The 26,613-nt window shown below is 63.2% G+C and carries 23 protein-coding genes; 11 read left to right on the top strand and 12 right to left on the bottom strand.

What is annotated here, in order from left to right; all coding sequences use genetic code 11:
• Window positions 1-134 precede the first annotated feature (134 nt).
• The gene (gene rpsA / locus EOC94_RS09195; RefSeq protein WP_095484345.1) at window positions 135-1,832 is read left to right on the top strand and encodes a 30S ribosomal protein S1; all 1,698 of its coding nucleotides are present in this window, start codon (window positions 135-137) and stop codon (window positions 1,830-1,832) included.
• A gap of 216 nt (window positions 1,833-2,048) precedes the next feature.
• Window positions 2,049-2,351 carry a hypothetical protein gene (locus tag EOC94_RS09190; protein WP_127289971.1) on the top strand — a complete coding sequence of 101 codons (303 nt, stop codon included), beginning with the start codon at window positions 2,049-2,051 and terminating at the stop codon, window positions 2,349-2,351.
• Window positions 2,352-2,408: 57 nt separating this feature from the next.
• On the opposite strand, the gene EOC94_RS09185 is transcribed toward EOC94_RS09190, so the two are convergent.
• From EOC94_RS09185 to EOC94_RS09175, 3 genes are all read right to left on the bottom strand, one after another.
• Complete coding sequence (locus tag EOC94_RS09185) at window positions 2,409-3,116, bottom strand: SDR family NAD(P)-dependent oxidoreductase (protein WP_127289969.1); 708 nt, start codon at window positions 3,114-3,116, stop codon at window positions 2,409-2,411.
• A gap of 162 nt (window positions 3,117-3,278) precedes the next feature.
• A complete protein-coding gene (locus EOC94_RS09180) occupies window positions 3,279-4,859 on the bottom strand; it encodes a 5-guanidino-2-oxopentanoate decarboxylase (RefSeq protein WP_127289967.1) in 1,581 nt (526 codons plus the stop codon).
• Window positions 4,856-5,704: an arginine deiminase family protein gene (locus tag EOC94_RS09175; protein WP_164897457.1), complete on the bottom strand. Its 849-nt coding sequence runs from the start codon at window positions 5,702-5,704 to the stop codon at window positions 4,856-4,858. Before EOC94_RS09175 ends, EOC94_RS09180 begins: the two co-directional genes overlap by 4 nt.
• A 219-nt stretch (window positions 5,705-5,923) precedes the next feature.
• Between EOC94_RS09175 and EOC94_RS09170 the strand changes: the two genes are divergently transcribed.
• The 7 genes from EOC94_RS09170 (at window position 5,924) to EOC94_RS09140 (ending at window position 12,271) form a co-directional block, all read left to right on the top strand.
• Entirely contained in the window at window positions 5,924-6,736 is an 813-nt protein-coding gene (locus EOC94_RS09170; RefSeq protein ID WP_127290421.1) for an ABC transporter ATP-binding protein, read from the top strand.
• A gap of 51 nt (window positions 6,737-6,787) precedes the next feature.
• Window positions 6,788-7,582 (top strand): transporter substrate-binding domain-containing protein, encoded by a 795-nt coding sequence (locus EOC94_RS09165; RefSeq protein ID WP_127289963.1) that lies wholly within the window; start codon window positions 6,788-6,790, stop codon window positions 7,580-7,582.
• A 216-nt stretch (window positions 7,583-7,798) separates the two neighbouring features.
• Window positions 7,799-8,464: an ABC transporter permease gene (locus EOC94_RS09160; protein WP_095484354.1), complete on the top strand. Its 666-nt coding sequence runs from the start codon at window positions 7,799-7,801 to the stop codon at window positions 8,462-8,464.
• The gene (locus EOC94_RS09155; RefSeq protein ID WP_127206013.1) at window positions 8,464-9,273 is read left to right on the top strand and encodes an ABC transporter permease; all 810 of its coding nucleotides are present in this window, start codon (window positions 8,464-8,466) and stop codon (window positions 9,271-9,273) included. The genes EOC94_RS09160 and EOC94_RS09155 overlap by 1 nt, the downstream gene beginning before the upstream one ends.
• A gap of 94 nt (window positions 9,274-9,367) precedes the next feature.
• Entirely contained in the window at window positions 9,368-10,369 is a 1,002-nt protein-coding gene (locus tag EOC94_RS09150; protein WP_126103912.1) for an Ldh family oxidoreductase, read from the top strand.
• Window positions 10,370-10,709: 340 nt separating this feature from the next.
• On the top strand, window positions 10,710-11,162 hold the full coding sequence (locus EOC94_RS09145) for a DoxX family protein (RefSeq protein WP_127289961.1): 453 nt from the start codon (window positions 10,710-10,712) through the stop codon (window positions 11,160-11,162).
• A gap of 134 nt (window positions 11,163-11,296) precedes the next feature.
• A complete protein-coding gene (locus tag EOC94_RS09140) occupies window positions 11,297-12,271 on the top strand; it encodes a complex I NDUFA9 subunit family protein (RefSeq protein WP_127289959.1) in 975 nt (324 codons plus the stop codon).
• A gap of 16 nt (window positions 12,272-12,287) precedes the next feature.
• Here EOC94_RS09140 and EOC94_RS09135 read toward each other — a convergent pair whose 3' ends face one another.
• The gene (locus EOC94_RS09135) at window positions 12,288-13,658 is read right to left on the bottom strand and encodes a cytochrome P450 (protein ID WP_127206010.1); all 1,371 of its coding nucleotides are present in this window, start codon (window positions 13,656-13,658) and stop codon (window positions 12,288-12,290) included.
• A gap of 345 nt (window positions 13,659-14,003) precedes the next feature.
• Between EOC94_RS09135 and gyrB the strand changes: the two genes are divergently transcribed.
• Window positions 14,004-16,475: a DNA topoisomerase (ATP-hydrolyzing) subunit B gene (gene gyrB / locus EOC94_RS09130; RefSeq protein WP_127206009.1), complete on the top strand. Its 2,472-nt coding sequence runs from the start codon at window positions 14,004-14,006 to the stop codon at window positions 16,473-16,475.
• A gap of 255 nt (window positions 16,476-16,730) precedes the next feature.
• Window positions 16,731-17,648, top strand: a complete 918-nt coding sequence (locus EOC94_RS09125; protein ID WP_095484363.1) for a hypothetical protein — start codon at window positions 16,731-16,733, stop codon at window positions 17,646-17,648.
• A gap of 110 nt (window positions 17,649-17,758) precedes the next feature.
• Here EOC94_RS09125 and EOC94_RS09120 read toward each other — a convergent pair whose 3' ends face one another.
• The 8 genes from EOC94_RS09120 to EOC94_RS09085 all read right to left on the bottom strand — a co-directional run bounded on the left by EOC94_RS09120 (window position 17,759) and on the right by EOC94_RS09085 (window position 26,526).
• Complete coding sequence (locus EOC94_RS09120; RefSeq protein ID WP_127289957.1) at window positions 17,759-19,258, bottom strand: hypothetical protein; 1,500 nt, start codon at window positions 19,256-19,258, stop codon at window positions 17,759-17,761.
• Between the two features lie 161 nt (window positions 19,259-19,419).
• Window positions 19,420-20,817 carry an NAD(P)(+) transhydrogenase (Re/Si-specific) subunit beta gene (locus EOC94_RS09115; RefSeq protein WP_127289955.1) on the bottom strand — a complete coding sequence of 466 codons (1,398 nt, stop codon included), beginning with the start codon at window positions 20,815-20,817 and terminating at the stop codon, window positions 19,420-19,422.
• A 6-nt stretch (window positions 20,818-20,823) separates the two neighbouring features.
• Complete coding sequence (locus EOC94_RS09110; RefSeq protein WP_127289953.1) at window positions 20,824-21,246, bottom strand: proton-translocating transhydrogenase family protein; 423 nt, start codon at window positions 21,244-21,246, stop codon at window positions 20,824-20,826.
• On the bottom strand, window positions 21,246-22,499 hold the full coding sequence (locus tag EOC94_RS09105) for a Re/Si-specific NAD(P)(+) transhydrogenase subunit alpha (protein ID WP_127289951.1): 1,254 nt from the start codon (window positions 22,497-22,499) through the stop codon (window positions 21,246-21,248). Before EOC94_RS09105 ends, EOC94_RS09110 begins: the two co-directional genes overlap by 1 nt.
• A gap of 100 nt (window positions 22,500-22,599) precedes the next feature.
• Window positions 22,600-22,824 (bottom strand): aa3-type cytochrome c oxidase subunit IV, encoded by a 225-nt coding sequence (locus tag EOC94_RS09100; protein ID WP_095484367.1) that lies wholly within the window; start codon window positions 22,822-22,824, stop codon window positions 22,600-22,602.
• A gap of 193 nt (window positions 22,825-23,017) precedes the next feature.
• Window positions 23,018-23,167: a DUF3096 domain-containing protein gene (locus tag EOC94_RS09095; protein ID WP_065006071.1), complete on the bottom strand. Its 150-nt coding sequence runs from the start codon at window positions 23,165-23,167 to the stop codon at window positions 23,018-23,020.
• Between the two features lie 127 nt (window positions 23,168-23,294).
• Window positions 23,295-24,065, bottom strand: a complete 771-nt coding sequence (locus EOC94_RS09090; protein WP_095484368.1) for an acyl-homoserine-lactone synthase — start codon at window positions 24,063-24,065, stop codon at window positions 23,295-23,297.
• 148 nt (window positions 24,066-24,213) lie between these two features.
• Complete coding sequence (locus EOC94_RS09085; RefSeq protein WP_127289949.1) at window positions 24,214-26,526, bottom strand: EAL domain-containing protein; 2,313 nt, start codon at window positions 26,524-26,526, stop codon at window positions 24,214-24,216.
• Between the last annotated feature and the right edge of the window lie 87 nt (window positions 26,527-26,613).

The raw sequence follows: 26,613 nt of genomic DNA, 5'->3' as shown, positions 1-26,613 counted from the left end.
CAGCATTCTTCATGCGCCGGAATTGCCGCTTAGGCGGCCAAGGGCTTTTGCAAGCCCGGAACGCCGGCAGGCCAACGCAACGCTAACCCACGGCGCCCGCCCCGCTTGAGATGCGGGGCACTCCAGGAGAAACTATGTCAGTTGCAAATCCCACTCGCGATGATTTCGCGAGCCTGCTCGAAGAATCTTTTTCCGCCGGCCATTCCGGCGAAGGCCAAGTCGTCAAGGGCACGATCACCGCGATCGAAAAGGACATGGCTATCATCGACGTCGGCCTCAAGGTCGAAGGCCGCGTGCCGCTGAAGGAATTCGGCGTCAAGGGCAAGGACTCGACGCTCAAGGTCGGCGACACGGTCGAGGTCTATGTCGAGCGCATCGAGAACGCGCTTGGCGAAGCGATGCTTTCCCGTGAAAAGGCCCGCCGCGAAGAGAGCTGGGTCCGTCTCGAAGAGAAGTTCACCAAGGGTGAGCGCGTCGAAGGCGTCATCTTCAACCAGGTCAAGGGCGGCTTCACCGTCGACCTCGACGGCGCCGTGGCCTTCCTGCCGCGCAGCCAGGTCGATATCCGCCCGATCCGCGACGTCTCGCCGCTGATGCACAATCCGCAGCCTTTCGAGATCCTCAAGATGGATCGCCGCCGCGGCAACATCGTGGTGTCACGCCGCACCGTGCTCGAGGAAAGCCGCGCCGAGCAGCGTTCGGAAATCGTGCAGAACCTCGAAGAGGGCCAAGTGGTCGAAGGCGTCGTCAAGAACATCACCGACTATGGTGCGTTCGTCGACCTCGGCGGCATCGACGGCCTGCTGCATGTCACCGACATGGCATGGCGCCGCGTCAACCATCCGACCGAAATCCTCAACATCGGCCAGACGGTCAAGGTGCAGATCATCCGCATCAACCAGGAAACCCATCGCATCTCGCTCGGCATGAAGCAGCTCGAGAGCGATCCGTGGTCCGAGATCGGAACGAAATTCCCGATCGGCAAGAAGATCAAGGGCACCGTCACCAACATCACCGACTACGGCGCGTTCGTCGAGCTGGAGCCGGGCATCGAGGGCCTCATCCACGTTTCGGAAATGTCGTGGACGAAGAAGAACGTGCATCCCGGCAAGATCCTCTCGACGACGCAGGAAGTCGACGTGGTGGTGCTCGAGGTCGATCCGGCCAAGCGCCGCATCTCGCTCGGCCTCAAGCAGACGCTCGAGAATCCGTGGCAGGCTTTCGCCAGCAGCCACCCGGTCGGCAGCCAGGTCGAGGGCGAGGTCAAGAACAAGACCGAGTTCGGCCTGTTCATCGGCCTCGAAGGCGATGTCGACGGCATGGTCCATCTTTCCGACCTCGACTGGACCCGTCCGGGCGAGCAGGTGATCGAGGAGTACAATCGCGGCGACATGGTCAAGGCGCAGGTGCTCGACGTCGACATCGACAAGGAGCGCATCTCGCTCGGCATCAAGCAGCTGGCCAAGGACACGGCCGGCGAGGCGGCGACTTCAGGCGAACTGCGCAAGAACGCGGTCGTCACCTGCGAGGTCACCGGCGTCAAGGATGGCGGTCTGGAAGTGCGGCTGGTCGACAGCGGCATCGAGACCTTCATCAAGCGCTCCGACCTCAGCCGCGACCGCGACGAGCAGCGCCCCGAGCGCTTCACGGTCGGCCAGAAGGTCGACGCCCGCGTCATCGCTTTCGACAAGAAGACCCGCAAGCTGCAGGTCTCCATCAAGGCGCTGGAAATCGCCGAGGAGAAGGAAGCGGTCGCCCAGTACGGCTCGACCGACTCCGGCGCTTCGCTGGGCGATATCCTGGGTGCCGCGCTGAAGAAGCAGGGCAGCTAAGTCTATAAACGCCGCGCCTCGCGCGCGGCCTGTACACGCAACCCGCGGGCCGAAAGGTCCGCGGGTTTTTTCATGGCCGCGAGGAGTCGCGCAATGTGACTGGGTGGTCCGGCAGCCGATCGTGCTTGAAACGGCCGACGGAGCCTATAGTCTGCCGCATCGGCCCGAAAGATCCGTCCTGGATATGTATGCGAAACGATCGGAGGCGCGAGCTCTGTGATCCGCACCGGTTTTGGCCTTGCAATCCTGTTGGTCGGCACGATCGCGGCATCGGCGGCGTTGCCACCCTACTGGCAACGACAGGCCGAGATCCAGGCCATAGTCGACAGCGGTGCCGTCGCCGGCGTACTGGAAAGCCGCGGCCCGATCGATGCGGTCGAGCGCGTGGGAAACGACCATTACCGGGTGCGGGCAGGCACTTGCGCACTCGACGTGCTGATCGTCGACGATACCAGCGCGGCCTTGATGCCGGGACCGCGCAAGTTCAAGCTCAAGCTCGGCGATCTCGTCTGCAATTGAGCCGCCGGATGACGCTGGTTTTCCAGCGAGCCATCCGCCCGATCCGATACCGGCAAATCAGGCCCTGCCGTAAAGCGGCACCAGAGTGCCGCTCATCGCCAGATTGGCCGGCGAAGCGAGATAGGCAATGGCCTCCGCGGCCGCTTCGAGGCTGACCCATTTGCCGAAATCGGCGGCCGGCATGTCAGCCCGGGTAGCTGGCGTGTCGAGCGTCGAGGGCGCGACCGCATTGACCAGGATGCCCTTGCCCTTGAGTTCTTCGGCCATTGCCACCGTCATTGCCGCGACCGCCGCCTTGCTAGCGGCATAGGCGACCATGCCGGACCCGCGGCGCAGGTCGAGCCCGGCGCGCGCCGTGACATTGACGATGCGGCCCGACACGGAAGATTCCAGCATCGAGCGTATTGCCGCGCGGCAGCACAGGAAGGTGGTACGGGCGTTGGTGTCCATCATTTCGGCGAAGGAGGCGGGCTCGATCTTCTCGACCGGCGCGGCGGTGAAGCCGCCGGCCAGATGGATGGATGCCCACAAATCCGTAACACTGGCGTAGAATGCATCGACCTTGGCGGGGTCGGCGAGATCGACATTGTGCGCCAGCCGGACGCGCTCATGGGCCGGGAAGGGAAAATGCGCAGGCGCGGCAGCATGGGCATTGGGCACATGGCAGATCGCGCCCTCACCCAGCAGTTTGCCGACAACCGCGCCACCGAGCGCTCCGGTGCCGCCGGTCACCACAATATGTCTGCCGTCCAGTGTGTCCGTCATCTTCGACCGCTCCAGTCATTCATATGCCGCGCCGCCGCCGAAGGGTCGCGCCTTTCGCGCGATCACTCAACCAAAATCTCGATGACACAGCGTCGCTTGTGCGCGTCAAGCCGTCGGCTATCCATCGAAGATCGTATCTCCAAGCAGACGCTGCCACAGCACTCAATCGACAGTGATCTCGACGACATACGGCAGTCCGGTCGCCCGCGCGCGCTTAAGTGCGTCTGCCAGATGACCGGTGCCGGCGAGTCGCTCGGCGGCAATGCCATAGGCTTCGGCCAGCTTGCAGAAATCAGGCGGCGCCGGCGATACGCCGACCGGCTCGACGCCGACATCGAGCATCGAGGTTTCGATTTCGCGATAGCCGCGATTGTTCCAGACGACGAAGATCACCGGCGCCGCAGCATCGAGCGCGGCTCCCAGTTCCGGCAGCGTGAACTGAAACCCACCGTCGCCGGTGAGACAAACGACCGGCGCATCGGGCACGGCAAGGGCCGCACCGATCGCGGCCGCCGGACCATAGCCCAGCGCGCCGAAGCCGGTGGCGGCGTTGAACCAGCCGCCCGGGCGGTCGTGGTCGTAATAGAGGTTGGCGGCATAGACCGGCTGGGTCGAATCGCCGACGATGATCGAGCCCGGCAATGCATCACGGATCACCTCGACGGCGCGGGTTTGCGCTTGGAGACCCGGGCTGATTTCGGCGAACGCGGCTTGCCTGGTCGCAGCGGCGCGAGCCTGACCGTCGCCCGATGGCGCCTGGTCCCTACCAATTTCTGAAAGCAGCGCCTTGAGGGCTACGCCACAATCGGCCTGGATCGAAATCGTAGCTGGTCGGCGGGCAAGCTGGTCGGCGCCGATGTCGATGCGGATGAGATTGGTAGGCAGGACAAAGCCGCCATCGCCATATCCGTCATAGTCGGTCGGGCCAAACTCGGTGCCGGCGGCGATGACCAGGTCGGCGTCGGCAATCAGCGCGCGCACCGCCTTCAGGCTGGGGCTGGCCGGCACGGCAAGCGAATGGCGGTGCAGCAAGCCGCGGGCATTGGCGGTCTGAACCACTGGTGCTCCCAGCCTTTCGGCGAGGCGCTGCAACGGCGCTTCGGCTCTCCTGGCGCCGCCGCCGGCAAGGATCAGCGGTCGGCGGGCAGCCGCGCAAAGTCTTGCCGCCTCTGCTATCGCCGCCGCATCCGGTTCGGGCGGCGCTACATTCGTCAGCAAAGCCGCGATGCCGTCGGCCGGCTTGACCATAATATCGGTTGGGATCTCAATATGGACCGGACCGGGACGCGAGGACGAAAACAGGGCGAAGGCGCGGGCGAGCACGCCGGGCAGTTCGCCAGCCTCGGTGACACGGTGCGAGAATAGCGCGACCTTCTCCATCATGCCGCGCTGGTCGGGCAGCTCGTGCAGATGGCCGAGGCCCTTGCCCAGCGTCGTCGTGGCGTTGACGCCTGAGATCACCAGCATCGGAACCGAATCGGCGCGGGCCTGGCCCATGGCGGTGATGGGGTTGGTCAGCCCCGGCCCGGTGATGACGAAGGCGACGCCCGGCCTGCCGCTGGCGCGCGCATAGCCGTCGGCCATGAAGCCGGCGCCCTGTTCGTGGCGCGGCGTGACGTGGCGAATCTTCGAGCGCGCCAGCCCGCGATAGAGTTCGACCGTATGCACACCCGGAATGCCGAAGACGGTGTCTACACCATGGGCCTCGAGCAAAGTGATGAGCGCTTCGCCGACTGTCGTCATTGTCTGAGCACCGGACGTGTGAGGCAGGTCGGGCCGCCCTCGCAGGCGATGCACAGCGCGTCCGCCTCGAAGGTCGAAACCCTGCAGCCGGCGGCCGCCATGGCCGCCGCCGTCTTTGGGAAGCCGGCGACGGCGATCACGTCGCGCGGCGCGGTCGGCAGCACATTGAGGCTGAGGCCGTTGGAGGCGAAGAACTCCTGCGCGTCGCCCTCGACCAGGCGAATGCCGCGTGCCCGCAGCATCTGGTAGAAGGCAGCCGGCAAAAGCGGTGCATAGATCAGCGCCAGATCGTCGGCGAGCGGACTGATCACCGACATTAGATGCAGGCAGGCCTCCTCGCCGTGCCAGAGCGGCAGATCGTAACCGTAGACCTGGATACCCTTGGGTGTGAGCAGGTTGGCGAGTTGCTGGATGCCGTCCTGGTTGGTGCGCATGCCGCGACCGACGGCCAGCGTCCGTGAATCCACCCAGACGCAGTCGCCGCCCTCGACCTGTCCGGGATGCTCGATGCGACCAAGGACAGGCACGCCCATGCGCCTGTAGGCCGCCTCGTGCAGGCCGGGCTCGGCCCGGCGCAACGCCTTGCCCATGGCAAGGATGATGGCGCCGTGGTCGGTCATCAGCGACGGATCGTGGGTGAAGACGGAATCGGCAAGCCCGTCGTCGGCGTCGGTCAGCCATTCGATCTCGGCGCCAGATGCCGAAACCAGCGTCGCCAGCGCCTCATGCTGGGCAGCCGCCTTTTGCGGATCGAAGCCGGGGCCATAGTGCCATTCCGATGCTTCGGCGCGGTGCATGGCGCTTGCGGCGGACCGCATCAGCACGCGCTGCAGGGGTCCGGCCATGGACTGCGACCCGTATGCTCTACCCACCAAGTGCTCCTGAAACATCCCATCCAGCCAATAGCTACTCAGCGAGCCGTGATCAATGGTCCAAAAAGCATGGTTGACGGAGGCAAGCGGAACGGTCCATCTTGAGAATGAGAAGTCTGTCCAGTGATGGGTAATGAGTAAAAGATTCCAGCAGCGACGGGTCCAGCCGCTTCGTGAGGCACCGAAAAGGTGATAACGCAAGGCACGGCCCCCGCCCTGAAGCACACGGCGCAGAACAGCGCCGCCGAAGCCATCCATGTCGAGAACCTGCACAAGAAATTCGGCGAACTGCATGTGCTGAAGGGTGTTTCGCTGTCGGCGCGCGACGGCGAGGTCATCGCCATCATCGGCGGCAGCGGTTCGGGCAAGTCGACGCTGCTGCGCTGCATCAATTGCCTGGAGAACCCGACCAGCGGCATCGTCCGCGTCAATGGCGAGGAGATCCGGATGAAGGCCGACAGCCACGGCCACACGGTTCCCGCCGACCGCAAGCAGATCGAGCGCATCCGCTCCAAGCTCGGCATGGTTTTCCAGAATTTCAATCTGTGGAGCCACATGACGCTGATCGAGAACGTCATCGAGGTTCCGGTGCATGTTCTTGGCGTCAAGCGCGAGGTGGCTATCGCCGAGGCCGAAAAGCTGCTCGCCCGCGTCGGCCTGGCCGAGAAGCGTGACGTCTATCCGGCCTATCTGTCGGGTGGTCAGCAGCAGCGCGCGGCCATCGCCCGGGCGCTGGCCATCAATCCGCGCGTCATGCTGTTCGACGAGCCGACCTCGGCGCTCGACCCGGAACTGATCGGCGAGGTGCTGAAGGTGATCGGCGATCTGGCGCGCGAGGGCCGCACCATGGTGCTGGTCACCCATGAGATGAAGTTTGCCCGCGAGGTCGCGACGCATGTCGTCTATCTCTATAACGGGTTGGTCGAGGAAGAGGGACCGCCGGAGCAGATCTTCGGCGCTCCGAAATCCGAAAGGCTGAAGCAATTCATCCGCAACATCGGTTAAGCCGAGGCGGATGGAAAAACGGGAACAACAACAAAACTGGGAGTTATTGAAATGAAGACCGTTCTGAAGACATTTGCCGCAGCGCTTCTACTCGGCGTTGCCGCGATGGGCGTGGCCAAGGCCGATCCGGTCAAGGTCGGTGTCGCTGCCGAACCCTATCCGCCGTTCACCTCGCCGGATGCCTCGGGCAAATGGGTTGGCTGGGAAATCGAATTCATCGACGCGGTCTGCGCCGAGCAGAAGCTCGACTGCGTCATCACGCCCGTTGCCTGGGACGGCATAATCCCGGCGCTGACGACCAAGAAGATCGACGTCATCGCCAGCTCGATGACGATCACCGACGAACGCAAGAAGACGATCGATTTCTCCGACAAATATTACAACACCCCGACCGCCATTATCGGGCCGAAGGACCAGAAGTTCGGCGCTACCCCGGAAGATCTCAAGGGCAAAATCATCGGCGTCCAGGTTTCGACCGTGCATGCCGACTACGTCAAGAAGCACTTCACCGAAGCCGCGGAAATCAAGGAATACCAGACTCAGGACGAAGCCAATCAGGATCTTGCCGCCGGCCGCCTCGATGCCGTGCAGGCTGATTCCATTGCGCTCGATGCCTTCCTGAAATCGGATCAGGGCATGCAATGCTGCGACCTGAAGGGCATGGTCGCGCCGGATCTGGCCGTTCTCGGGCCAGGCATCGGCGCCGGCGTCCGCAAGGAAGACACCGAGCTGAAGGAGAAGATCAATGCCGGCATCAAGGCTGTCCGCGCCAACGGCAAATATGATGAAATCAGCAAGAAATATTTCGATTTCGACATCTACGGCGACGATCCACAGGCGAACTGACGACATGCATCCCTGAGCGAATAACCACGCGGCGCGGACGGCGCGCCGTGTGGCTTCGTCGAAATCCACCCTTGCAAGCTTTCCGCTGACGGCATCGCCGGCGGTTTTGGCGCCAGCAATTCGGGGGCGACGCTGATCGACGCATTTCTTCCGGCCTCTGCGGCCCGCATCATCGAACTCCTTTCGCCGACGCCGCCTGGCTGGGGCGGAACGCTTCTGGTTGGACTGCTCCACTCGGTCGAGATCGCTGCCGGTGCGTTCGGTCTCGGCCTCGTGATCGGCATTTGCGGTGCGTATGGCAAGCTCTACGGCGGACCCGTGGTGCGCGATCTGCTGGCAGTCTACACCACGATCGTCCGCGCCGTGCCGGAGCTGGTGCTGATCCTGCTGCTCTATTATGCCGGCACCGATTTGATCAACCAGCTGCTGACGGCAATGGGATATCAGCGCATCGACATCAGCGGGCTGGTGGCCGGCATTGCCGTGCTCGGCTTCGTCCAGGGCGCCTATTCGACCGAGGTGATGCGCGGCGCGATCCTTGCCATTCCGCAAGGCCAGATCGAGGCCGCAAGAGCCTTTGGCATGTCTCCCGGCCTCCTGCTGCGACGCATCACGCTGCCGGCGATGCTGCCCTTCGCCATACCAGGCCTTGCCAATCTCTGGCTGATCGCCACCAAGGACACCGCCCTGCTCGCAGTCGTCGGCTTCTTCGAACTGACATTGGCCACGCGGCAAGCGGCGGGCGTAACCAAAGCCTATCTCACATTCTTCCTCGCCGCAGGCATGATCTATCTTCTGTTGACGCTGGTCTCCAATCTGATCATCGGCCGCATCGAGGCCCGGGCCCGGCGCGGCATGCCTTCCGTCAAGGAGGCGCGTTGATGGCTGTCGAAGCGACCATCGTCAACGTAGCCGCCCGCGCGTCGCTGTGGCTGCAGCCGCACCGCATCGTGCTGGTCCTGATCGGACTGGCTCTGGTTCTGGCCGCCGCCTTCTTCATGCGCTGGGACTGGCTGCCGCAATATTATGAAATGGCGCTTGTCGGGATCTGGCGCACGCTCTGGATTCTCGCCGTCACCTGCATACTGGGCTTCACGCTCGCAGTGCCGCTCGGGCTGGCGCAGGCTGCCGGCCCTTTCTGGCTCGCGGCGCCCGCGAAGGCTTTCTGCACCGTCATCAGGGGAACGCCGCTGCTGCTGCAGCTCTGGCTCCTCTACTATGGGCTCGGCTCGCTGTTTCCACAGTATCCATGGATTCGCGAATCCTGGATGTGGCCGTATCTCAGGCAAGCGTGGCCCTACGGCGTCCTGGCGCTGACCTTGTCCTTCGCCGGTTATGAGGGCGAGGTGATGCGAGGCGCCTTTGCCGGGGTGCCGAAGGGCCAGCTCGAGGCCGCCCGCGCGTTCGGCATGAGCCGCTGGAAGATCCTCCGGCGGATCTGGCTGCCGCAAGCCTTTTACCGGGCGCTGCCGACGCTGACCGGCGAAACCGTGCTGCAGTTGAAATCGACGCCGCTGGTGGCGACCATCAGCGTGATCGACATATTCGCCGTCTCGTCCAAGGTGAGGCAGGGCACCTTCCTCACCTATGAACCCTTGCTGCTCCTGGCGTTGATCTATATGGCGATCACCGGCATCCTGGTCTTCGCCCTCGGCAAGATCGAGGCGCGGATCCCGAACAAGATCGGCTAGGGTTTTTAGTGAGTAGTCGGTAGTGAGTAGTGCGTAGGCAGTCGCTCACACTACTCACTAAATCACTACTCACTACTCACTAGAGGCACTCACAATGCAACTCAGTCTCGACCAGGCGACAGGGCTGTGCCGGATGGCGGCGCTCGGCGCCGGCGCCAATGAAGAAGCGGCGCAGTCGCTCGCAGCCTCCATCGTAGCGGCCGAAGCGGAAGGTCTGTCGACGGTCGGGCTGTCGCATTTCATCGACTATCTCGAAGCGCTGGAGGCCGGCCGCATCGACGGCAAGGCCGAGCCGGTCATCACCAGGCCGGCTTTGGCGATCTATCTCTCCGACGCGCGTGGCGGTCTGGCGCATACCGGCTTCGACCGCACGATCGACGGTCTCGCCAAGGCGGCGCGCCTGTTCGGCGTCGCCATCTTTTCGCAGAAGAACGCCTATACATGCGGCGCACTCGGCTATTTCACCGGGCGGCTGGCCGCGCAGGGGCTGGTGTCCTTCGCCGCGACCAACGGACCGGCCGTGCTTGCCGGCTCGGGCTCGGTCAAGCCGGTCTACTGCACCAACCCGATGTCCTTCGCCGCGCCCGCCGCCGACGGAGCGCCACTGGTCATCGACCAATCGTCGAGCGCCACGGCTTTCGTCAACATCCGCAAGGCGGCCGAGGATGGCAAGAAAATTCCCGAAGGCTGGGCCTTGGACGTCAGCGGCAACCCGACCACCGATCCCGCTGCCGCCATGAAAGGCGCGATGCTTGCCTTCGGTGGCCAGCGCGGCGCCAACATCGCGCTGATGGTCGAAGTGCTGGCGGCGGGCCTATCGGGCGCCAACTGGTCGCTCGATGCACCATGGTTCACCGACGGACCGGATAGCCCGGGAACCGGCCTCTTCGTGCTGGCCGTCGAGCCCAAGCTGCTCGATCCGGATTTCGAGAAGCGCATGAAGGACCAACTCGACCGGTTGCGCCGCCGCTACGGCGTGCATGTGCCCGGCCGCGCCCGAGCCGAAGCGGCGGAGAAGGCGGCGGCACGGGGCATAACGGCGCCCAAGGCCGTGGTCCAACGCATCTCCGAATTCGCCGCCCGGTATTCTTCGTAGAAAGTTTGTCTGCGTTTTTTTCGCCGTCGTTGAACCTTTTTGCGCTGTGCCGCGACCAATGCCTGTCCGGGGTGGGGTTTGCCCGGGCGGTGACATCCGGGCCCGATGTGTCCAAGGCTGAGGCGGGCGTCTCACGTCGTCCTGATACCGTCTCAGGTCAGGCCGCCTCGTCGGACCTTGACGCCGACCATGGAAGTCACCCGGAAAACCCCGCTTCGGCGGGGTTTTCTGCGTTCTCTCGGATCTGATCGGTTAACATGCCTGTTTTGTCAACTTTTGTTCATTTGACTTTAACCGAGGTGGTCGGGTGTTTGCGCCGAGCAGCAAAAGAGGAGCCCCAATGTCCGCAAGCACCGACAATTCCAGCAGAAGCCTTTTCTTCCCAGCGCTTGGCAGCCTCTATGCGGCGCTGAACACCGCCTCCGAAACCATCCTGCGTGCCGTGGCCGGCATCTTCCTCACCATCCATGGCTCGCACAAGATCACCGATCCGTTCGGCGCCGCCGAGATGGTCGAAGGCCTCGGCTTCTATCCCGGCGCATTTTGGTCTCTGCTGCTGGCCTGCACCGAGTTCTTCGGCGGCATTTTCATCGCCATCGGCCTACTGACCCGCCCGGCCGCTTTCGCCGGAATGTTCGTGCTTCTGGTGACGGTGTGGTTCCACTGGGTCACCATGGGTCAGGGTTTTTCCGGCGCCGAGAAATCGCTGCTGTGGGCGGCGATCCTGTTCTTCTTCGTCATCCGCGGCGGCAACCGCCAATCGACCGACGCGCGCATCGGCAGAGCGTTCTGAACCAGCCGAAGCAGAGGCATCGGCGACAATTGATCGCCCTTTGCCTTTGATGCGAAACCGATTATGAAACGGCTTCAGCCAAGCCCCAGTAGATCTGGGCCCCAGTAAATCTGGAAACTGCGCCGGAGCCAGCAATGACCGAAATCCTGCAGACCCCAAAGCTCGTCGTCGTGTTTGGCGGCTCCGGCTTTGTCGGCCGCCACGTGGTGCGGGCGCTGGCCAGGCGCGGCTATCGCATCAGGGTCGCCTGCCGCCGGCCCGATCTCGCCGGCCATCTGCAGCCGCTCGGCAATGTCGGCCAGATCCAGCCGGTGCAGGCCAATGTTCGCGTGCGCTGGTCGGTAGACCGCGCCGTGCAGGGCGCCGACCATGTCGTCAACCTGGTGGCGATCCTGCATGAGAGCGGCCGGCAGAAATTCACATCCGTCCACGAATTCGGCGCCCGCGCCGTCGCCGAAGCGGCGCGCGCCGTCGGCGCCGGCCTCACCCATATCTCGGCGCTGGGCGCCGATCTGAACGCGCAATCGGACTATGCGCGCACCAAGGCGCTCGGTGAGAAAGCGGTCCTGGAAACCATCGGCGATGCCGTCATCTTGCGGCCGTCGATCAATTTCGGGCCGGAGGACAGCTTCTTCAACCGCTTCGCCAACATGGCGCGTTATTCGCCGGTGCTGCCGCTGATCGGCGGCGGGCAGACCAAATTCCAGCCGGTCTATGTCGGCGATGTCGCCGAAGCGGTGGCGCGCTCGGTCGATGGCAAGGTCCAGGGCGGCCGGGTCTATGAGCTTGGCGGACCGCAGGTGCTGACCTTCAAGGAATGCATGCAGGAAATGCTTGCCATGATCGACCGCAAACGGCTTCTGGTGTCGGTGCCGTGGTGGGTGGCGAACATGCAGGCATCGATCCTCGGGCTTTTGCCCAATCCGCTGCTGACCAAGGATCAGGTCCTGCAGCTGCGCGAGCACAACATCGTGTCGGACGCGGCCACCAGGGAAGACAGGACGCTCGCCGGCCTCGGCATCCAGCCGCAGTCGATCGGCAGTATCCTGCCGAGCTATCTCTGGCGCTACCGCGCCGCCGGCCAGTTCCAGCGCAAGACAGCGGCTTAGCCAATCAGGCGCTCCACTAAAAGCGCCGTGTGACCTGCATCGGCAGGCCGCCCTGCGGTTGCGTCGTCAGTTTCTGCACCGGCCATGGCTTGGTCTCGGCGGTGGTGTCGAAGCGAAACCGCGACAGCATGATGGCCAGCGCGATGATCGCCTCCTGCATGGCAAAGCTGGCGCCGATGCAGACGCGAGGGCCGGCGCCGAACGGCAAATATTGGAAGCGGTCGATCTTCTCGCGATTTCCCGGATGAAAGCGTTCGGGCATGAAGGCGTCAGGCCTGTCCCACAGCTTGCGATGACGGTGAACGACCCAGGGCATGACCAGCACCGCGGCGCGGCGCGGTATATAGAGGCCGTTCCAGGTTTCGGGCTCGATCGGCTCGCGATTGATCGATGGCGCCGGCGGATAGAGCCTGAGCGCTTCGTCGAACGCGGCGCGGGTGAACGGCATGGCGTCGAGCCACTTTGTCGGGTCGGGCTCGCGGGCCAGCACGGCGTCGATCTCGCGCTCGATCTTTTCGCGCTCCCAAGGCGCTTCGGCCAGGCAATAGAGCGTCCAGCCAAGTGCTCGCGCCGTGGTTTCGTGGCCGGCGCCGATGAAGGTGATGATGTTGTCCTCGACCTCGGCGCGCGTCAGCCCATCCGGACCCTCCGCCTTGAGCAAAAGCGTAAGAAAATCCTGTGGCACCTTGTCCGGATCGCGCTTGACCCGCTCTTCGCGCATCTTGACGGTGTCGGTGACGATCTTGCGGAAATAGGCCATGGTCTTGCGGCCGCGGATGCGGGTCAGGCGCGGCAGCCATTCGGGCGCCCGCAACAGGTCGAGCGGATCAACCCGACCCATGGTCTCGAACAACCGGTCGATCTCCTTGGCGAAGCTGCCCGGTTCGCCTGATATTTCGCCGGAAAACAGCGTCTCGGCCAGGATGTCGAAGGTAAGCAGCGTCATGTCATGGGCGATGTCCGACGTGCCGCCGCTCTCGTAGCGCGTTACGAACTCCCGCGTGCGCCTCAGCATCGGCTCGGCAAAACCGAAGATGTGGCGCGGCGTGAACACCGGCGCCATCGCCTTGCGTGAACGCCTCCATACCTCGCCTTCGGCGGTCAGCAGGCCGTCGCGCAGGATCGGCCGCAGGATCATCTGGCGCACCGTCGCCATCTTGTAGTTTTTGGCGTTGTCGACCAGCACGTGGCGGATCAGGCCGGGGTCGTTGGCGATGACCAGCGGCCCCCCGATGCCGGTCACCGATATCCAGGGTTGGTTATAGGTCGGCTCGCCCCACAGTTCGAGCGGGTTGCGATAGACGATACGGATCATCTCCAGCGTCGAAGGCGGCGACGTGCGCGGTTTCGGCGCCGGCGGGACGAAGGGGGCGGGCTGACTGTCCATGGCGTGCTCCGCTGGTGAACTCAATGTAGGGGCTGGCAAGGCAACCGTCCATGTGGCCGAACGGCAAAGGCGAAGCATCCCGCTCCCGGATGTGACCGGAGCACCGCCAAGTGCCTGCTTGCCGGAACAGGCCGGCCTGCTCCTGTTGCCGCCGCTCTGTCCCCAACACCGGCTCGACTTCTCGGGTCCGATGCCCCAACCGGCCAGGCGTGCTCTTCCTCCATTCGGAAATGCTTGCAAACCTTGGAAAAACCGCCTTTTGCGCCTATATCTAGGGCATCAAGGACGCGCGATTCGGAGCCGATTTTTAGCGCTGGATATGCGGCATCAATCAGACAGGTTTTCATGAGCGATCAGATCGACAACGCCAGCGGCGCTGAGGCCGAGTACGGCGCCGATTCCATCAAGGTTTTGAAGGGGTTGGATGCCGTCCGCAAACGGCCGGGCATGTATATCGGCGATACCGACGACGGCTCGGGCCTGCATCACATGGTCTACGAGGTGGTCGACAACGCCATCGACGAGGCGCTGGCCGGCCATGCCGACCTCGTCACGGTGACGCTCAACCCCGACGGTTCGGTGACGGTCATCGACAATGGCCGCGGCATTCCGACCGATATCCATACCGGGGAAGGCATTTCGGCGGCCGAAGTGATCATGACGCAGCTGCATGCCGGCGGCAAGTTCGACCAGAACTCCTACAAAGTGTCCGGCGGCCTGCACGGCGTCGGCGTCTCGGTGGTCAACGCGCTGTCGGCCTGGCTGAAGCTGAAGATCCGCCGCAACGGCCAGATTTACGAGATGAGCTTCACGCACGGCAACGCCGACGCGCCACTGAGGGTCACCGGCACCTACGAGCAGCGCAAGGTTGCCGGCACCTATGAGGGGCGGAGCGGCAGCGAAATCACCTTTTTCCCGTCGTCCGAAACCTTTACCATGGTCGAGTTCGACTTCGGCACGCTGGAGCATCGGCTGCGCGAACTCGCCTTCCTGAATTCCGGCGTGCGAATCGTTCTGACCGATGCCCGCCATGCCGACGTCGTGCGCCATGAGCTGCACTATGATGGCGGGCTGGAGGAGTTCGTCAAATATCTCGACCGCGTCAAGAAACCGCTGATCGACAAGCCGATTGCGATCAAAGCCGAGCGCGACGGCATCACCGTCGAAGTCGCCATGTGGTGGAACGACAGCTACCACGAGAACGTGCTGGCCTTCACCAACAACATTCCGCAGCGCGACGGCGGCACGCACCTTGCCGGATTCCGTGGCGCGCTGACGCGCCAGATAACCGGCTATGGCGACTCCTCGGGCCTCACCAAGAAGGAGAAGGTGGCGCTGATCGGCGACGATTGCCGCGAAGGGCTGACGGCGGTGTTGTCGGTCAAGGTTCCCGACCCGAAATTCTCGTCACAGACCAAGGACAAGCTGGTCTCATCCGAAGTCCGCCCGGTGGTTGAAGGGCTCGTCAACGAGGCGCTCGGCACCTGGCTCGAGGAGCATCCGGCCGAGGGCAAGGTTGTCATCGACAAGGTCATCCAGGCGGCTGCGGCGCGCGAAGCCGCGCGCAAGGCGCGCGACATCACCCGCAAGAGCTCGCTCGGCGTCACCTCGCTGCCCGGCAAGCTGGCCGACTGCCAGGAACGCGACCCGGCGAAATCCGAAATCTTCATCGTCGAGGGCGACAGCGCCGGTGGCTCGGCCAAAGGTGGCCGTTCGCGGCAGAACCAGGCCATTCTTCCGCTGCGCGGCAAGATCCTCAATGTCGAGCGGGCCCGCTTCGACCGCATGCTCGGCTCCGACATGATCGGCACGCTGATCACCGCGCTCGGCACCTCGATCGGCAAGGACGAGTTCAACGCCGACAAGCTGCGTTACCACAAGATCATCCTGATGACCGACGCCGACGTCGACGGCGCCCACATCCGCACCTTGCTGCTGACGTTCTTTTTCCGGCAGATGCCGGAGCTGATCGAGCGCGGCCATCTCTATATCGCGCAGCCGCCGCTCTACAAGGTGACGCGCGGAAAGAGCTCGCAATACATCAAGGATGAAAGCGCCTTCGAGGAATTCCTGATCGGCTCGGGGCTGGAAGAGGCGTCGCTTGCGCTCAGCACCGGCGAGGTGCGGGCCGGACAGGACCTGCGCAGCGCCATCGACGATGCGCTGGCGGTGCGCCAGCTCATCAATGGGCTGCACACACGCTATAACAGAGGCGTGGTCGAGCAGGCGGCGATCGCGGGCGGGCTCAACCCGGAGGTTTTCGCCGATCTCGGCCGGGCCAACGCCATGGCCGAGCGTGTCGCCCGGCGTCTCGACATCATCGCCGAGGACACCGAACGCGGCTGGACCGGCCGCATGTCGACCTCGAACGAAGGCATCGGCGGCTATGTGTTCGAGCGCACGGTGCGCAGCGTCAAGGAGTTCGCGCATCTCGATCTCGCGCTGATCAATTCGGCCGATGCCCGCCAGCTCGACCGCTATGCGCCGCGCCTGGCAGAGGTCTATGGCGAGCCGCCGGTGCTGCGCCGCAAGGATGTGGCCGAAACCATCTCGGGACCGCTGGCACTGCTCAACGCCGTGTTTGCCACCGGACGCAAGGGCCTGACCATGCAGCGCTACAAGGGCCTCGGCGAGATGAACGCCGAGCAGCTCTGGGAAACCACGCTCGACCCGAATGTGCGCTCGCTGCTGCAGGTCAAGGTCAATGACGCGACGGACGCCGACTCGCTGTTTTCGCGACTGATGGGGGACGAGGTCGAACCCAGGCGCGAGTTCATCCAGGAAAACGCGCTGTCGGTCGCTAATCTGGATATCTGAAGCCCAAGCCGGGTGCTCAATTTCGGATGTTTGAGACATAATTGGTAGGCTTAAGCTTACCAAACATGTCTACCGCCCCCAACAAAGATCACTGAGGGCCGGCCGGAACGGAACGGCTTCCAAGGCATTGTAATCGATCAACGATCACAATAGCCGCAGGAGGCACTCATGGGACGTGGCATTTTGCTCTGGCTTCTCGGAGTCCCGATTCCGATCATTATTCTCATCATGCTTTTCGCACGGTAGGGGGCTGACATGCAGTCAACCCTAACGGCTGTCGACGTTTCCACGCCGACGGAATCCTCCTCCACCGCTGTCAGCTGGGGGCCGATCATTGCCGGCGCGTTCGCTGCCTCGACGCTGACCTTGATCCTGATGCTGCTCGGCTCCGGGCTCGGGCTGACCATGGTTTCGCCGTGGTCCGGCTTGAGCACCTCGGTCACAACTTTCGCGGCCTCCACCGCGGCGTGGCTGATCATCGTGCAGTGGCTGTCGTCGGCTCTCGGCGGCTATCTTGCCGGGCGGCTGCGCACCAAATGGGTCGGCGTCCACACCGATGAAGTCTTTTTCCGCGATACCGCTCACGGCTTCCTCGCTTGGGCGCTTGCGACCTTGCTCGTTGCCGCGGTGCTCGGTTCGGCGCTCTCCGCGGCTATCGGAACTGGTGTCCAGGCCGCTTCGACTGTCGCGTCTGGCGCGGCAATGGGCGCTTCGGCAGGTGCTAGTGCGAACGTCGGAAGCGGCTCGACCGACAACGCAACGTCGTACTTCGTCGATACGTTGTTCCGCCCGGCCGATGCGGCCAGGCTTGCTGCCGCCAATCCGGAGAGCGATGCGGCGGCCACGGCGCAGGCTTCACGCATTTTGATCGCGAGCGCAGCTGCAGGCGAAGTTTCGGCAGACGACAAGACCTATCTGTCGCAGTTGGTGGCTGCCCGCACGGGGCTGTCGGAACCGGATGCCAAGGCCCGTGTGGATGCGGTGATTGCCAGGGCACAGGAAACAAAGGTCCAGGCCCAGCAGGCCGCCGATACCGCCAGGAAGGCCGGTGCCAGTTTTGCGCTGGTTGGCGCGCTGTCCCTGGTCGTCGGCGCCTTCATCGCGAGCGCGGCGGCCGCCCTTGGCGGCAGGCAACGCGACGACGAGGAGGCGGTCTTCCTGACCAACCGTTGATCGGTGCTTGACGGTGCCCTCCATGCCGGACTGTGAGCCGGCATGGGCCTGTTGTTTTAATGGCGATCGCCATGGATTGCGCGCGCTGATTCGCCGAGACGAGCGGGCTCCTATTTTCCAGCAGCGATCGTCGGCACTGCCTGACTTGGCTCGAATTTGCGGCCGAGGTCGACTGCGTCGCGCAGCACGTCAATATGCGAACGCGGCGTGCCGGCGGCTGGGGCGATCTCGATACCGGTAGCCTTCAGTGACCAGTAGAGCGTGTGGGTGAAGATGCGACCACGCGAACTGCGCAACTTGACCTGAATGTCCTCCACGCCGGGGCCGAAATTTTCTGCCATCGGCCCGGAAATCGGGTCGCCCGTCAGCCAGCCATTGCCCCGGTCGAAGATATTGGTCCAACGGGTCGCGGCAAACACCGCACCATGATGCACCGCCCGCTGTGGCTTGCCCGAACGGCTGCGCCCTTCCTGGTAAAGGACGGTTCCACCGGCCGCCGTCTCGGCAATCGGCGGGCATGCCGAGAACAGCCGCTCAGCGATGCCGCGCCTGAATTCGGCGAGATTGTAGGTCACCAGAAATTCGCTGTGAGTCAGCGGACTGCCAAGCGTGACGAAATCGCTGATCTTCCATGGTAATGGATGATCGGCGTCCCTGACGCGAAGCTGCCGATAGAGCTCCCATTGGGCGCGCCGGAATCCGGAAAAATCATCCAAGCTGGGCCACGCAGCACCATCTGACTTGAGCGTGGCCTTGTCGACGGCGTGGATTGCCTTCAGCCTCGCCTTGTCGCGGGCAGCTTCCAGCTTTCGGGGCCTGAAATCGGCCCACAATATCTGCAGCAGATCATAGGCGATGATTGATCCCAGGCTGTGCGAGACCAGCACGATCCGGTCGTAGCCATCGTCCATCATGAGACGCCTCAGCAGCGTCAGGCCACGGTCGCGGACAAGCGCGCGCTTCTCGACCGTTGCCGCTTCAGCACGCACATAGGCGGCCACATCGCCGAAATAAGGCAGGCCAAATCGGTCCACCAACCAGATGACGAACGAGGCCAGGATCGTGACGAGCGTGCCCGTGGTCCAGGAAAGATACCCTTGCGAGGCCGATGTCGCGAGCACGAGCGCCGCACACAGGACCGTTATGACGGCCAGAAGCGTGACGACATAAAGCCCACGGGCATCGCGCGGAATGTCGGCGGGCTTGCGCCAGAGCAGGCTCGTCACCCAGGCTGCAAGCCGGCCCCGTGTCGTGCCTTGCGTGATGTCGGCCCAATAGAGCTCGTAGAAATCGGTGCGGCGGCCAGCGACGTCGTAAGGGGTGGTGATCCGGCGAAGCTCATGCGAATTCGTCCGGCTGTCGGGCGTGATCCAGCTCCGGTTGATCTTCTCGCCGGCGGGCCGGCCCGGATCGGAGACACGGGCATAAAACGGCACGCGAGCGGGATCGTGACTCCAAACAGCCTGAACAAATTCCCTCAGCGTGCTCATGGGCTGCTGTTCGCCCATGCCATGCACGATGACCACAGCCTGACTGAGCTTGCGCGGCGTTTTACCCGGGGCCGGCGTACTGCCCGTGACCGGCGACGCAGCAGGATGAAGGTCGGACACCAGTGCCTCCGTTGGTGAAAATCCCGGAACAGAATTCGCCCATCGTAGCTCTGAAACCGGCATGGAAGCAAAGACGTCGGATGCTCAGGGTCAAGAAAAAACCCGGCGGGGAGCCGGGCTTAATTCGAGCAACCGGCGGTGTATCGGCGCCGCGAAGCCGGTCAGTGATCCATCGCCTTGACGATCTCTTCGGTCATCTTCTTGGCGTCGCCGAGCAGCATCATGGTGCCGTCCTTGTAGAACAGCGTGTTGTCGATGCCGGCGTAGCCGGAGCCGAGCGAGCGCTTGACGAACAGGCAGGTGCGCGCCTTGTCGACATCGAGGATCGGCATGCCGTAGATCGGCGACGACTTGTCGTCACGAGCCGAAGGGTTGGTGACGTCGTTGGCGCCGATGACATAGGCGACGTCGGCCTGCGCGAATTCGGAGTTGATGTCCTCCAGCTCGAATACTTCGTCGTAAGGCACGTTGGCTTCGGCCAACAGCACGTTCATGTGGCCCGGCATGCGGCCGGCGACCGGATGAATGGCGTATTTCACGTCGACACCGGCTGCCTTGAGCTTGTCCGCCATCTCGCGCAGCGCATGCTGCGCCTGGGCGACCGCCATACCGTAGCCCGGCACGATGATGACCTTCTGTGCGTTCATCATCAGATAGGCGGCATCGTCGGCCGAACCCTGCTTGACCGTGCGCTCGATGCCGTCGTCCGCTGCGGCGGAAGTCTCGCCGCCGAAGCCGCCGAGGATGACCGAGATGAAAGACCGGTTCATGCCCTTGCACATGATGTAGGACAGGATCGCACCGGACGAGCCGACCAGCGCGCCGGTGATGATCAGCGCCAGATTGCCGAGCGTGAAGCCGAGTGCTGCCGCAGCCCAGCCCGAATAGGAATTCAGCATCGAGACGACCACCGGCATGTCGGCGCCGCCGATCGGGATGATGAGCAGGACGCCAAGGACAAGCGATGCCGCGACGATCAGCCAGAACACCAGCTTGGACTCGGAGGTGACCAGCAGCACGATCAGCACGATCAGCGCGATGCCAAGCGCCGCGTTGATGACGTGGCGGCCGCCGATCATGATCGGCTTGCCCGACATGCGGCCGTCGAGCTTGAGGAAGGCGATGACCGAGCCGGTGAAGGTGATGGCGCCGATGGCGACGCCGAGGCTCATCTCGATCAGCGCCTGAGCATGGATATCGGCGACTGTGCCGATGCCAAAACTTTCCGGTGCATAGATGGCGGCAGCCGCCACCATGACCGCGGCGAGGCCGACGAGCGAGTGGAAGGCGGCGACCAGCTGTGGCATCGAGGTCATGGCGATGCGCCGTGCGGTGACCGCGCCGACCGAGCCGCCGATCAAAAGGCCGAGCACGATGAGGCCGAAGCCGCCCGCCGAAGGGGTCGCCAGCGCCAGCGTGGTGGCGATGGCGATGGCCATGCCGATCATGCCGTACATGTTGCCCTGGCGGCTGGTGGTCGGGTGTGACAGGCCACGCAATGCCAGGATGAACAGGATTCCGGAGACCAGATAGAGGAAGGAGGCGAAGTTGGCGTTCATGGCGCTCTACTTGTCCTTCTTCTTGTACATGGCCAGCATGCGCTGGGTGACGAGAAAGCCGCCGAAGATGTTGACCGAGACCAGCATCAGCGCGACGAAACCGAAGCCGGTGGCAATGCCGGACGCCGAGATGCCGACTGCAAGCAGCGCGCCGACGACGATGACCGAGGAGATGGCGTTGGTCACTGCCATCAGCGGCGTGTGCAGCGCCGGCGTCACCGACCAGACGACGTAATAGCCGACGAAGATCGCCAGGACGAAAATGGCGAAACGGAAGACGAACGGGTCGATCGCCCCGCCGGACAGCGCATGCGCCGCGTCGCCGGCCGCATCGGCTCCGGGAGCAGTGGCCAGATCCTGCACAGCGAGCCGGACGGCGGCGGTCGCCTGGTCGAGCTGGTCGAGGGCTTTCTGCAAGGTCTGGTCCATCACGCGATCCCTTTCGACTTATTAGCGGGCGATTTGGGTGCGGCAGGTTTCTTTGTAGCGGCCGGTTTCTTTGCAGCAGCGGGCTTCGCAGGTTCGGCCGAGGCGATCATCACCGCCGGCTTGCCGGCGAAGGCCGGATGCACGACCTGGCCGCCGTCGGTCAGCATCGTCGCCTTGACCAGATCGTCGTCGCGGTTGATGGCAAGCGTCTTCGTGGTCTTGTCGACCAGCGTCTCGATGAACGCGAAGAGGTTCCTGGCATAGAGCAGCGAGGCGGATGCCGCGACGCGGCCCGGCACGTTGAGATGGCCGACGATCTTTACCCCGTTGGCCGTGGTCACCACCTGCCCGGGCACGGCGCCTTCGACATTGCCGCCGCGCTCGACCGCGAGGTCGACGATCACCGAGCCGGGCTTCATCGAGGCGACCATGGCCACTGAGACCAGCTTCGGCGCCGGGCGGCCGGGGATCAGCGCCGTGGTGATGACGATGTCCTGCTTGGCGATGTGCTCGGCGGTCAGCGCCGCCTGCTTGGCCTGATACTCCTTCGACATTTCCTTGGCATAGCCGCCAGCGGTCTCGGCTGCCTTGAACTCCTCGTCCTCGACCGCCAGGAACTTTGCGCCGAGCGAGGCGACCTGTTCCTTTGCGGCGGGGCGCACGTCGGTGGCGGTGACGACGGCGCCAAGCCGTCTGGCCGTCGCAATGGCCTGCAGGCCGGCGACGCCGACGCCCATGATGAAGGCTTTCGCCGCCGGCACCGTGCCAGCTGCCGTCATCATCATCGGCAGCGCCCGGTCATATTCGGCAGCCGCGTCGATCACTGCCTGATAGCCGGCGAGGTTCGCCTGGCTGGACAGGACATCCATGGACTGGGCGCGGGTGATGCGCGGCATGAACTCCATCGAGAAGGCGGTGACGCCGGCCCTTGCCAGAGCATCGACGGCAGCATCGTTGCCGTAGGGATCCATGATGGCGATGACCGCTGTGCCCCGGCGATAGGCCTTCAGCTCCGCTTCACTAGGCCGGCGCACCTTCAGCACCACATCGGCCTTGGCGACATCGCCGGCCTTACCGATCACAGCGCCGATCTTGGCAAACTCCTCGTCGGGAATGCGCGACGCCGTGCCGGCCCCGCTTTCGACGATCACGTCGAACCCCAGCCCCGCCAGCCGCTTCACCGTGTCCGGCGAGGCGGCAACGCGCGGCTCGTTCGCATCGAGCTCACGAGGGATGAAAACCGTCTGTCCCACCGCATGATCCTTTCGGCTGGAACCTGTCTGCGCAGGACGCCGGCCGGACTTCCGGCGATGTCGCGGGCAAGGGTTTGAAGGGCAAGGGGTTTTGAAGAATTTACCGGAGAATGAAGGCGCCGACGGCGAGGATCAGAACGAACAGGATAAACCCGGAGAAGAAGCCGCCCGCAAAGAAGCCGAAAGCCATTGCCAAGAGCACGGCGGCGCAAAAGAGCGATCCGTATTTGGCGAGCATGACAAAGCCGGCATAGGTGCGGTCGTGCTCGGCATAGTCCATCTTCGCGCCCAGTTCGACAGGACCGGTCGGCGTGTGATCAGCCATAGGAATACCCCTTCGAAGACATCTTTGAGGCACATAGCGAAAAGCCGGGCCGAGGGCAATGGCGCTATTGCCGCATCGCCGGAGACAACAGCCTCAAAGGAAAGTTGAAGCCGCCAAGGATGTTCCGGAGGCGACCGTTGCCGCCGCCTTGCGCTTGCTTGCCGGCTAACGCTCGCCGCGCCAGCCGGCATTTTCAGCCGGCGAGCTGTGGAAACAACCCGAGCAGGCCGACGACGATCAGATAGAGCGCGACGATGTAGTTGAGGAGCCGCGGCATCACCAGGATCAGCACGCCGGCAATCAGCGAGATCAGTGGAGTGAGTGCGAGCGTGGAAATGGTCATGTCGGTTCCTTTCGATAGAATTGCCGCCGGAGCGATGCAGATTGACGTCGTCCACGCGCCACCCGCGCGCCTCCCAGAACGCCGAAGCGGCCGGAAAGCTCCAGCCGCGCTCTAAATTTGCCAGATGTCAGGCGGCTTCGCGATAGTATTTGGCTGTCGGCAGGATGGTCAGCGGCGCGAGTTCTCCGGCCGGCGGCTTGCCGAACATCAGGCGCTGTTCCATCGGCGTCGACCGGAAAAATGGGAACCGGGCGTAGGTCTCGTTCTTGATCGCCAGGACATCGGCTTGATAGAGCAGCGCAAAACAGTTGATTACGCCAGCATAAGGACGCGCGTCGCCGATCGGCCGTGCCCGATAGATACGTTTGTAAAAGGCGGCATGATCTTCGCGGATCATGGATATGCAATAAGGCGCGTGGAAGTGGAAGCACGCCATGCCGGCCAAGCGCAGCGTGACGTAAGGGATCTGCGGATAAACCCGCGACCACTCGGCGTCTACGGCAAAACGGCTTGGGTCGATAAAGAGCTCGCCAGCCGCCAGACGCGGCGTCAACAGGTCCTTGTAGACGCTTAGAGCCGGCGACGCTGGGTTGTCGGCGGACACATCGTGCAGGCGCATCGTACTGACCAGCCGCCCGTCTATGTAGATGCCGAACGTATGGCAGTTCGGCAGCTCGTCGAACTCGTCATGGACCTCGCGGGAAGCATTCTCGGGTACCAGCGCGTTCATCCGATAGGCGTTGTAGCGCAACCTGTAGATACTTTCGAAATCCTCGCCGGTTTCACAGCGGCGGTATTCCGTCCGGTCGAGGAGCGCATAAACGTGACGCGCGAAAGTAGACATATTCTCATGTTCAGCGCCCGCCGCCTGGCGAGGCGAAGTCAACTCAACAACCATGAACTCAAACCCCGCAAACTGCCCCCGCGAGCAACACTACGGCGGGGTCGTACGATGTAAAGATGAAAACTGGATAGGGGTCATTTACCAGTCATTAACCTTAATAATAGGTAAAATTATACTAAAGTACGAGATTTTTCGTCAGGAATTAGCGGCGTGTCGCCTTCCTGCCCGTCTTGATGTCCTTAGCAAAGGGCCAGACCGTGCTCGACATGGTCTCGATGCCGGATGCGCTGAGCGCTGAGCCGAACAGGAATCCCTGGACCAGGTCCGGCTTGACCTGCAACGAGAGTATCTTGAGCTGTTCGAAGGTTTCGACGCCCTCGACGGTCACCGAAAGCCCCAGCGGCCGTGACAGATTGACGATGCCCTTGAGCAATTCGAGCGAACGGCTGTTCTGGGTGACGTCTATAAGGAACGAACGGTCGATCTTGATCTTGTCGAGCGGCAGTTTGTGGAGATAGCTCAGGCTCGAATAGCCGGTGCCGAAATCGTCGAGCGCGATGCGCACGCCAAGCCGTTTCAATTCCTCGATGTACTGACGCGTCAGCGACTTGTCGTCGAGCAATGCCGTCTCGGTGACTTCGATCTCCAGGCGGCCGGCGGCGAGACCGGAACTGGCGAGCGCATCGCGAACCTTCTGGATAACGTCGCGGTTGCGGAAGTCCTTGGCCGAGAGATTGACCGAGACACTGGTCTGCGCGTGCCATTTGGCGCATTCAGTGCACGCGGCATGCAGGACGAAGGTGCTGATCTCGGAAATGATGCCCATTTCTTCCGCCAGCGGAATGAAGATGCTGGGCGAAATCGGTCCGAGCTCGGGGTGGTCCCAACGGCACAGCGCCTCGCAACTGACGATGCGCATCGTGCTCATCGCCACGATCGGCTGGTAGACCACCCGCAACCCCTTGCTTTCCACTGCGGTGCGCAGATCCGCCTTCATCAGCTGGCGGTTGCGGAAAGCGGCGTCCATCGACGCTTCGAACAATCGCCAAGTGTTCTTGCCGAGTTCCTTGGCCTTGTAGAGCGCGAGATCCGCCTTGACGATCATGGCGTCGACATCGGTATCCTTGACCCGCGACAGCACGGCGCCACCGCTGGCCTGGATGCGCAGTCCATGGCCGGCTACGTCGACCTCGCCCTGCAAGTCGACGAAAATCCCGTCGAGTTGGCCGATCAGATGACTTTCGTCCTCGACACGGTCGAAGAAGATCATGAACTCGTCGCCGCCGAAACGGCTGATGGTGATGCCTGGGCCGGCGACCGCCGCCAGCCGCTCCGCGACGGCGTAGATCAATCCGTCGCCGACCGGGTGACCAAGGGTGTCGTTGACGTTTTTGAAGTCGTCGAGATCAAGCACGGCGAGCCCGCAAAGGCGCTCAAGGTCGCCGGACGCCATCGCCTCTCCGATCAGCTCGTGGAAATAAGCGCGATTGGGCAGGCCGGTGAGGCTGTCGTAACGCGCCATGAAGCGGATTTTGTCTTCCGCCTCAACGCGGGCCGTCACGTCCTCGAAGGTGATGACGCCCAGTTCCTGGCTACCCTCGCGCGCCGAGAACTCGTAATGCTGACCGTTCGCGAGCGAGACGAGAACCTTGCGGTCGCGCCCTTCGCGCAGGGCGCGCGTAAGCTGGGCTTCGATGTAGCGGCAGTCTTTCGGCGCCAGCATGCCGCCGGCAACGCCGCGCATCAGCAGACCGTGGATCGACCGCCCGAGCAGCGCGTCGGGGGACTTGAGCGACATCAGATGCGCGGGTTCGGCATGGGCCACCGCCACTCGGCCGTCGGGGCCGAGCATGACAAGGCCATGCGACATGGTGTTCAACGCCCGATTGAACCGTTGGGCGATGCGATTCGCCTTCTTCTCCTCGGACAGAGCGGTAAACAGGACTTCGCGGACGATATCGGCAAACCGTTTGATAGCGAACAGGAAGGGAGCCGACATCAGACCAAGTATGACATGGTAGACATCGCCACGCAGGATGAAACCCAGTGATATCGGCCATGTGGTGGTCATGATGAAGATCATGACCATCCGCGGCGAGCCATAGTTGCGGCCGGCGATCGACGTGACCGATGCCAGCGTAACGCAGACAGCGGCTATTTCGGCATAGCTGTCGTGTGCCAGATAGATGCCGACGAAACAGAAAGCACCAAGCATGAAGCCGTGCATCGAACCATAAATGATATAGTCGTTTTCGCGGGCGCGCGCTTCCTCCCAAGTCGTCGGGGAAGGACGCCGCAAATACTTTTTGATATTGCGAAGGCGCAGCGTGCCTACGATGATCAGCCCAGCGGCGACCAGAAGATACGTCACGTCCATGGTCTTCCAGTAGACCAGAATGACGAGGAGCGTCTGCGCGACGAGACCAATCGACAGCGTGAAACCGTCGCGAAACAGAGTTTCCACGAACGGAATGTAGACGTCGACCGGGATCTCGTTCTTTCTTCTTAGATTCACGCTTGAATCCCAACCCTGGGGAGCCAAGCTGTGTCACATTCGCCTTAAGAAAGGTTTAGAGAGGCCGTTTCGGGCCCCGCCACCAAC

The sequence above is a fragment of the Mesorhizobium sp. M6A.T.Ce.TU.016.01.1.1 genome (genome assembly GCF_003997065.1).
GTDB lineage: Bacteria > Pseudomonadota > Alphaproteobacteria > Rhizobiales > Rhizobiaceae > Mesorhizobium > Mesorhizobium mediterraneum.
The sequence above is the reverse complement of the archived record's forward strand: the minus strand, read 5'-3'. Positions and strand labels throughout refer to the sequence as shown.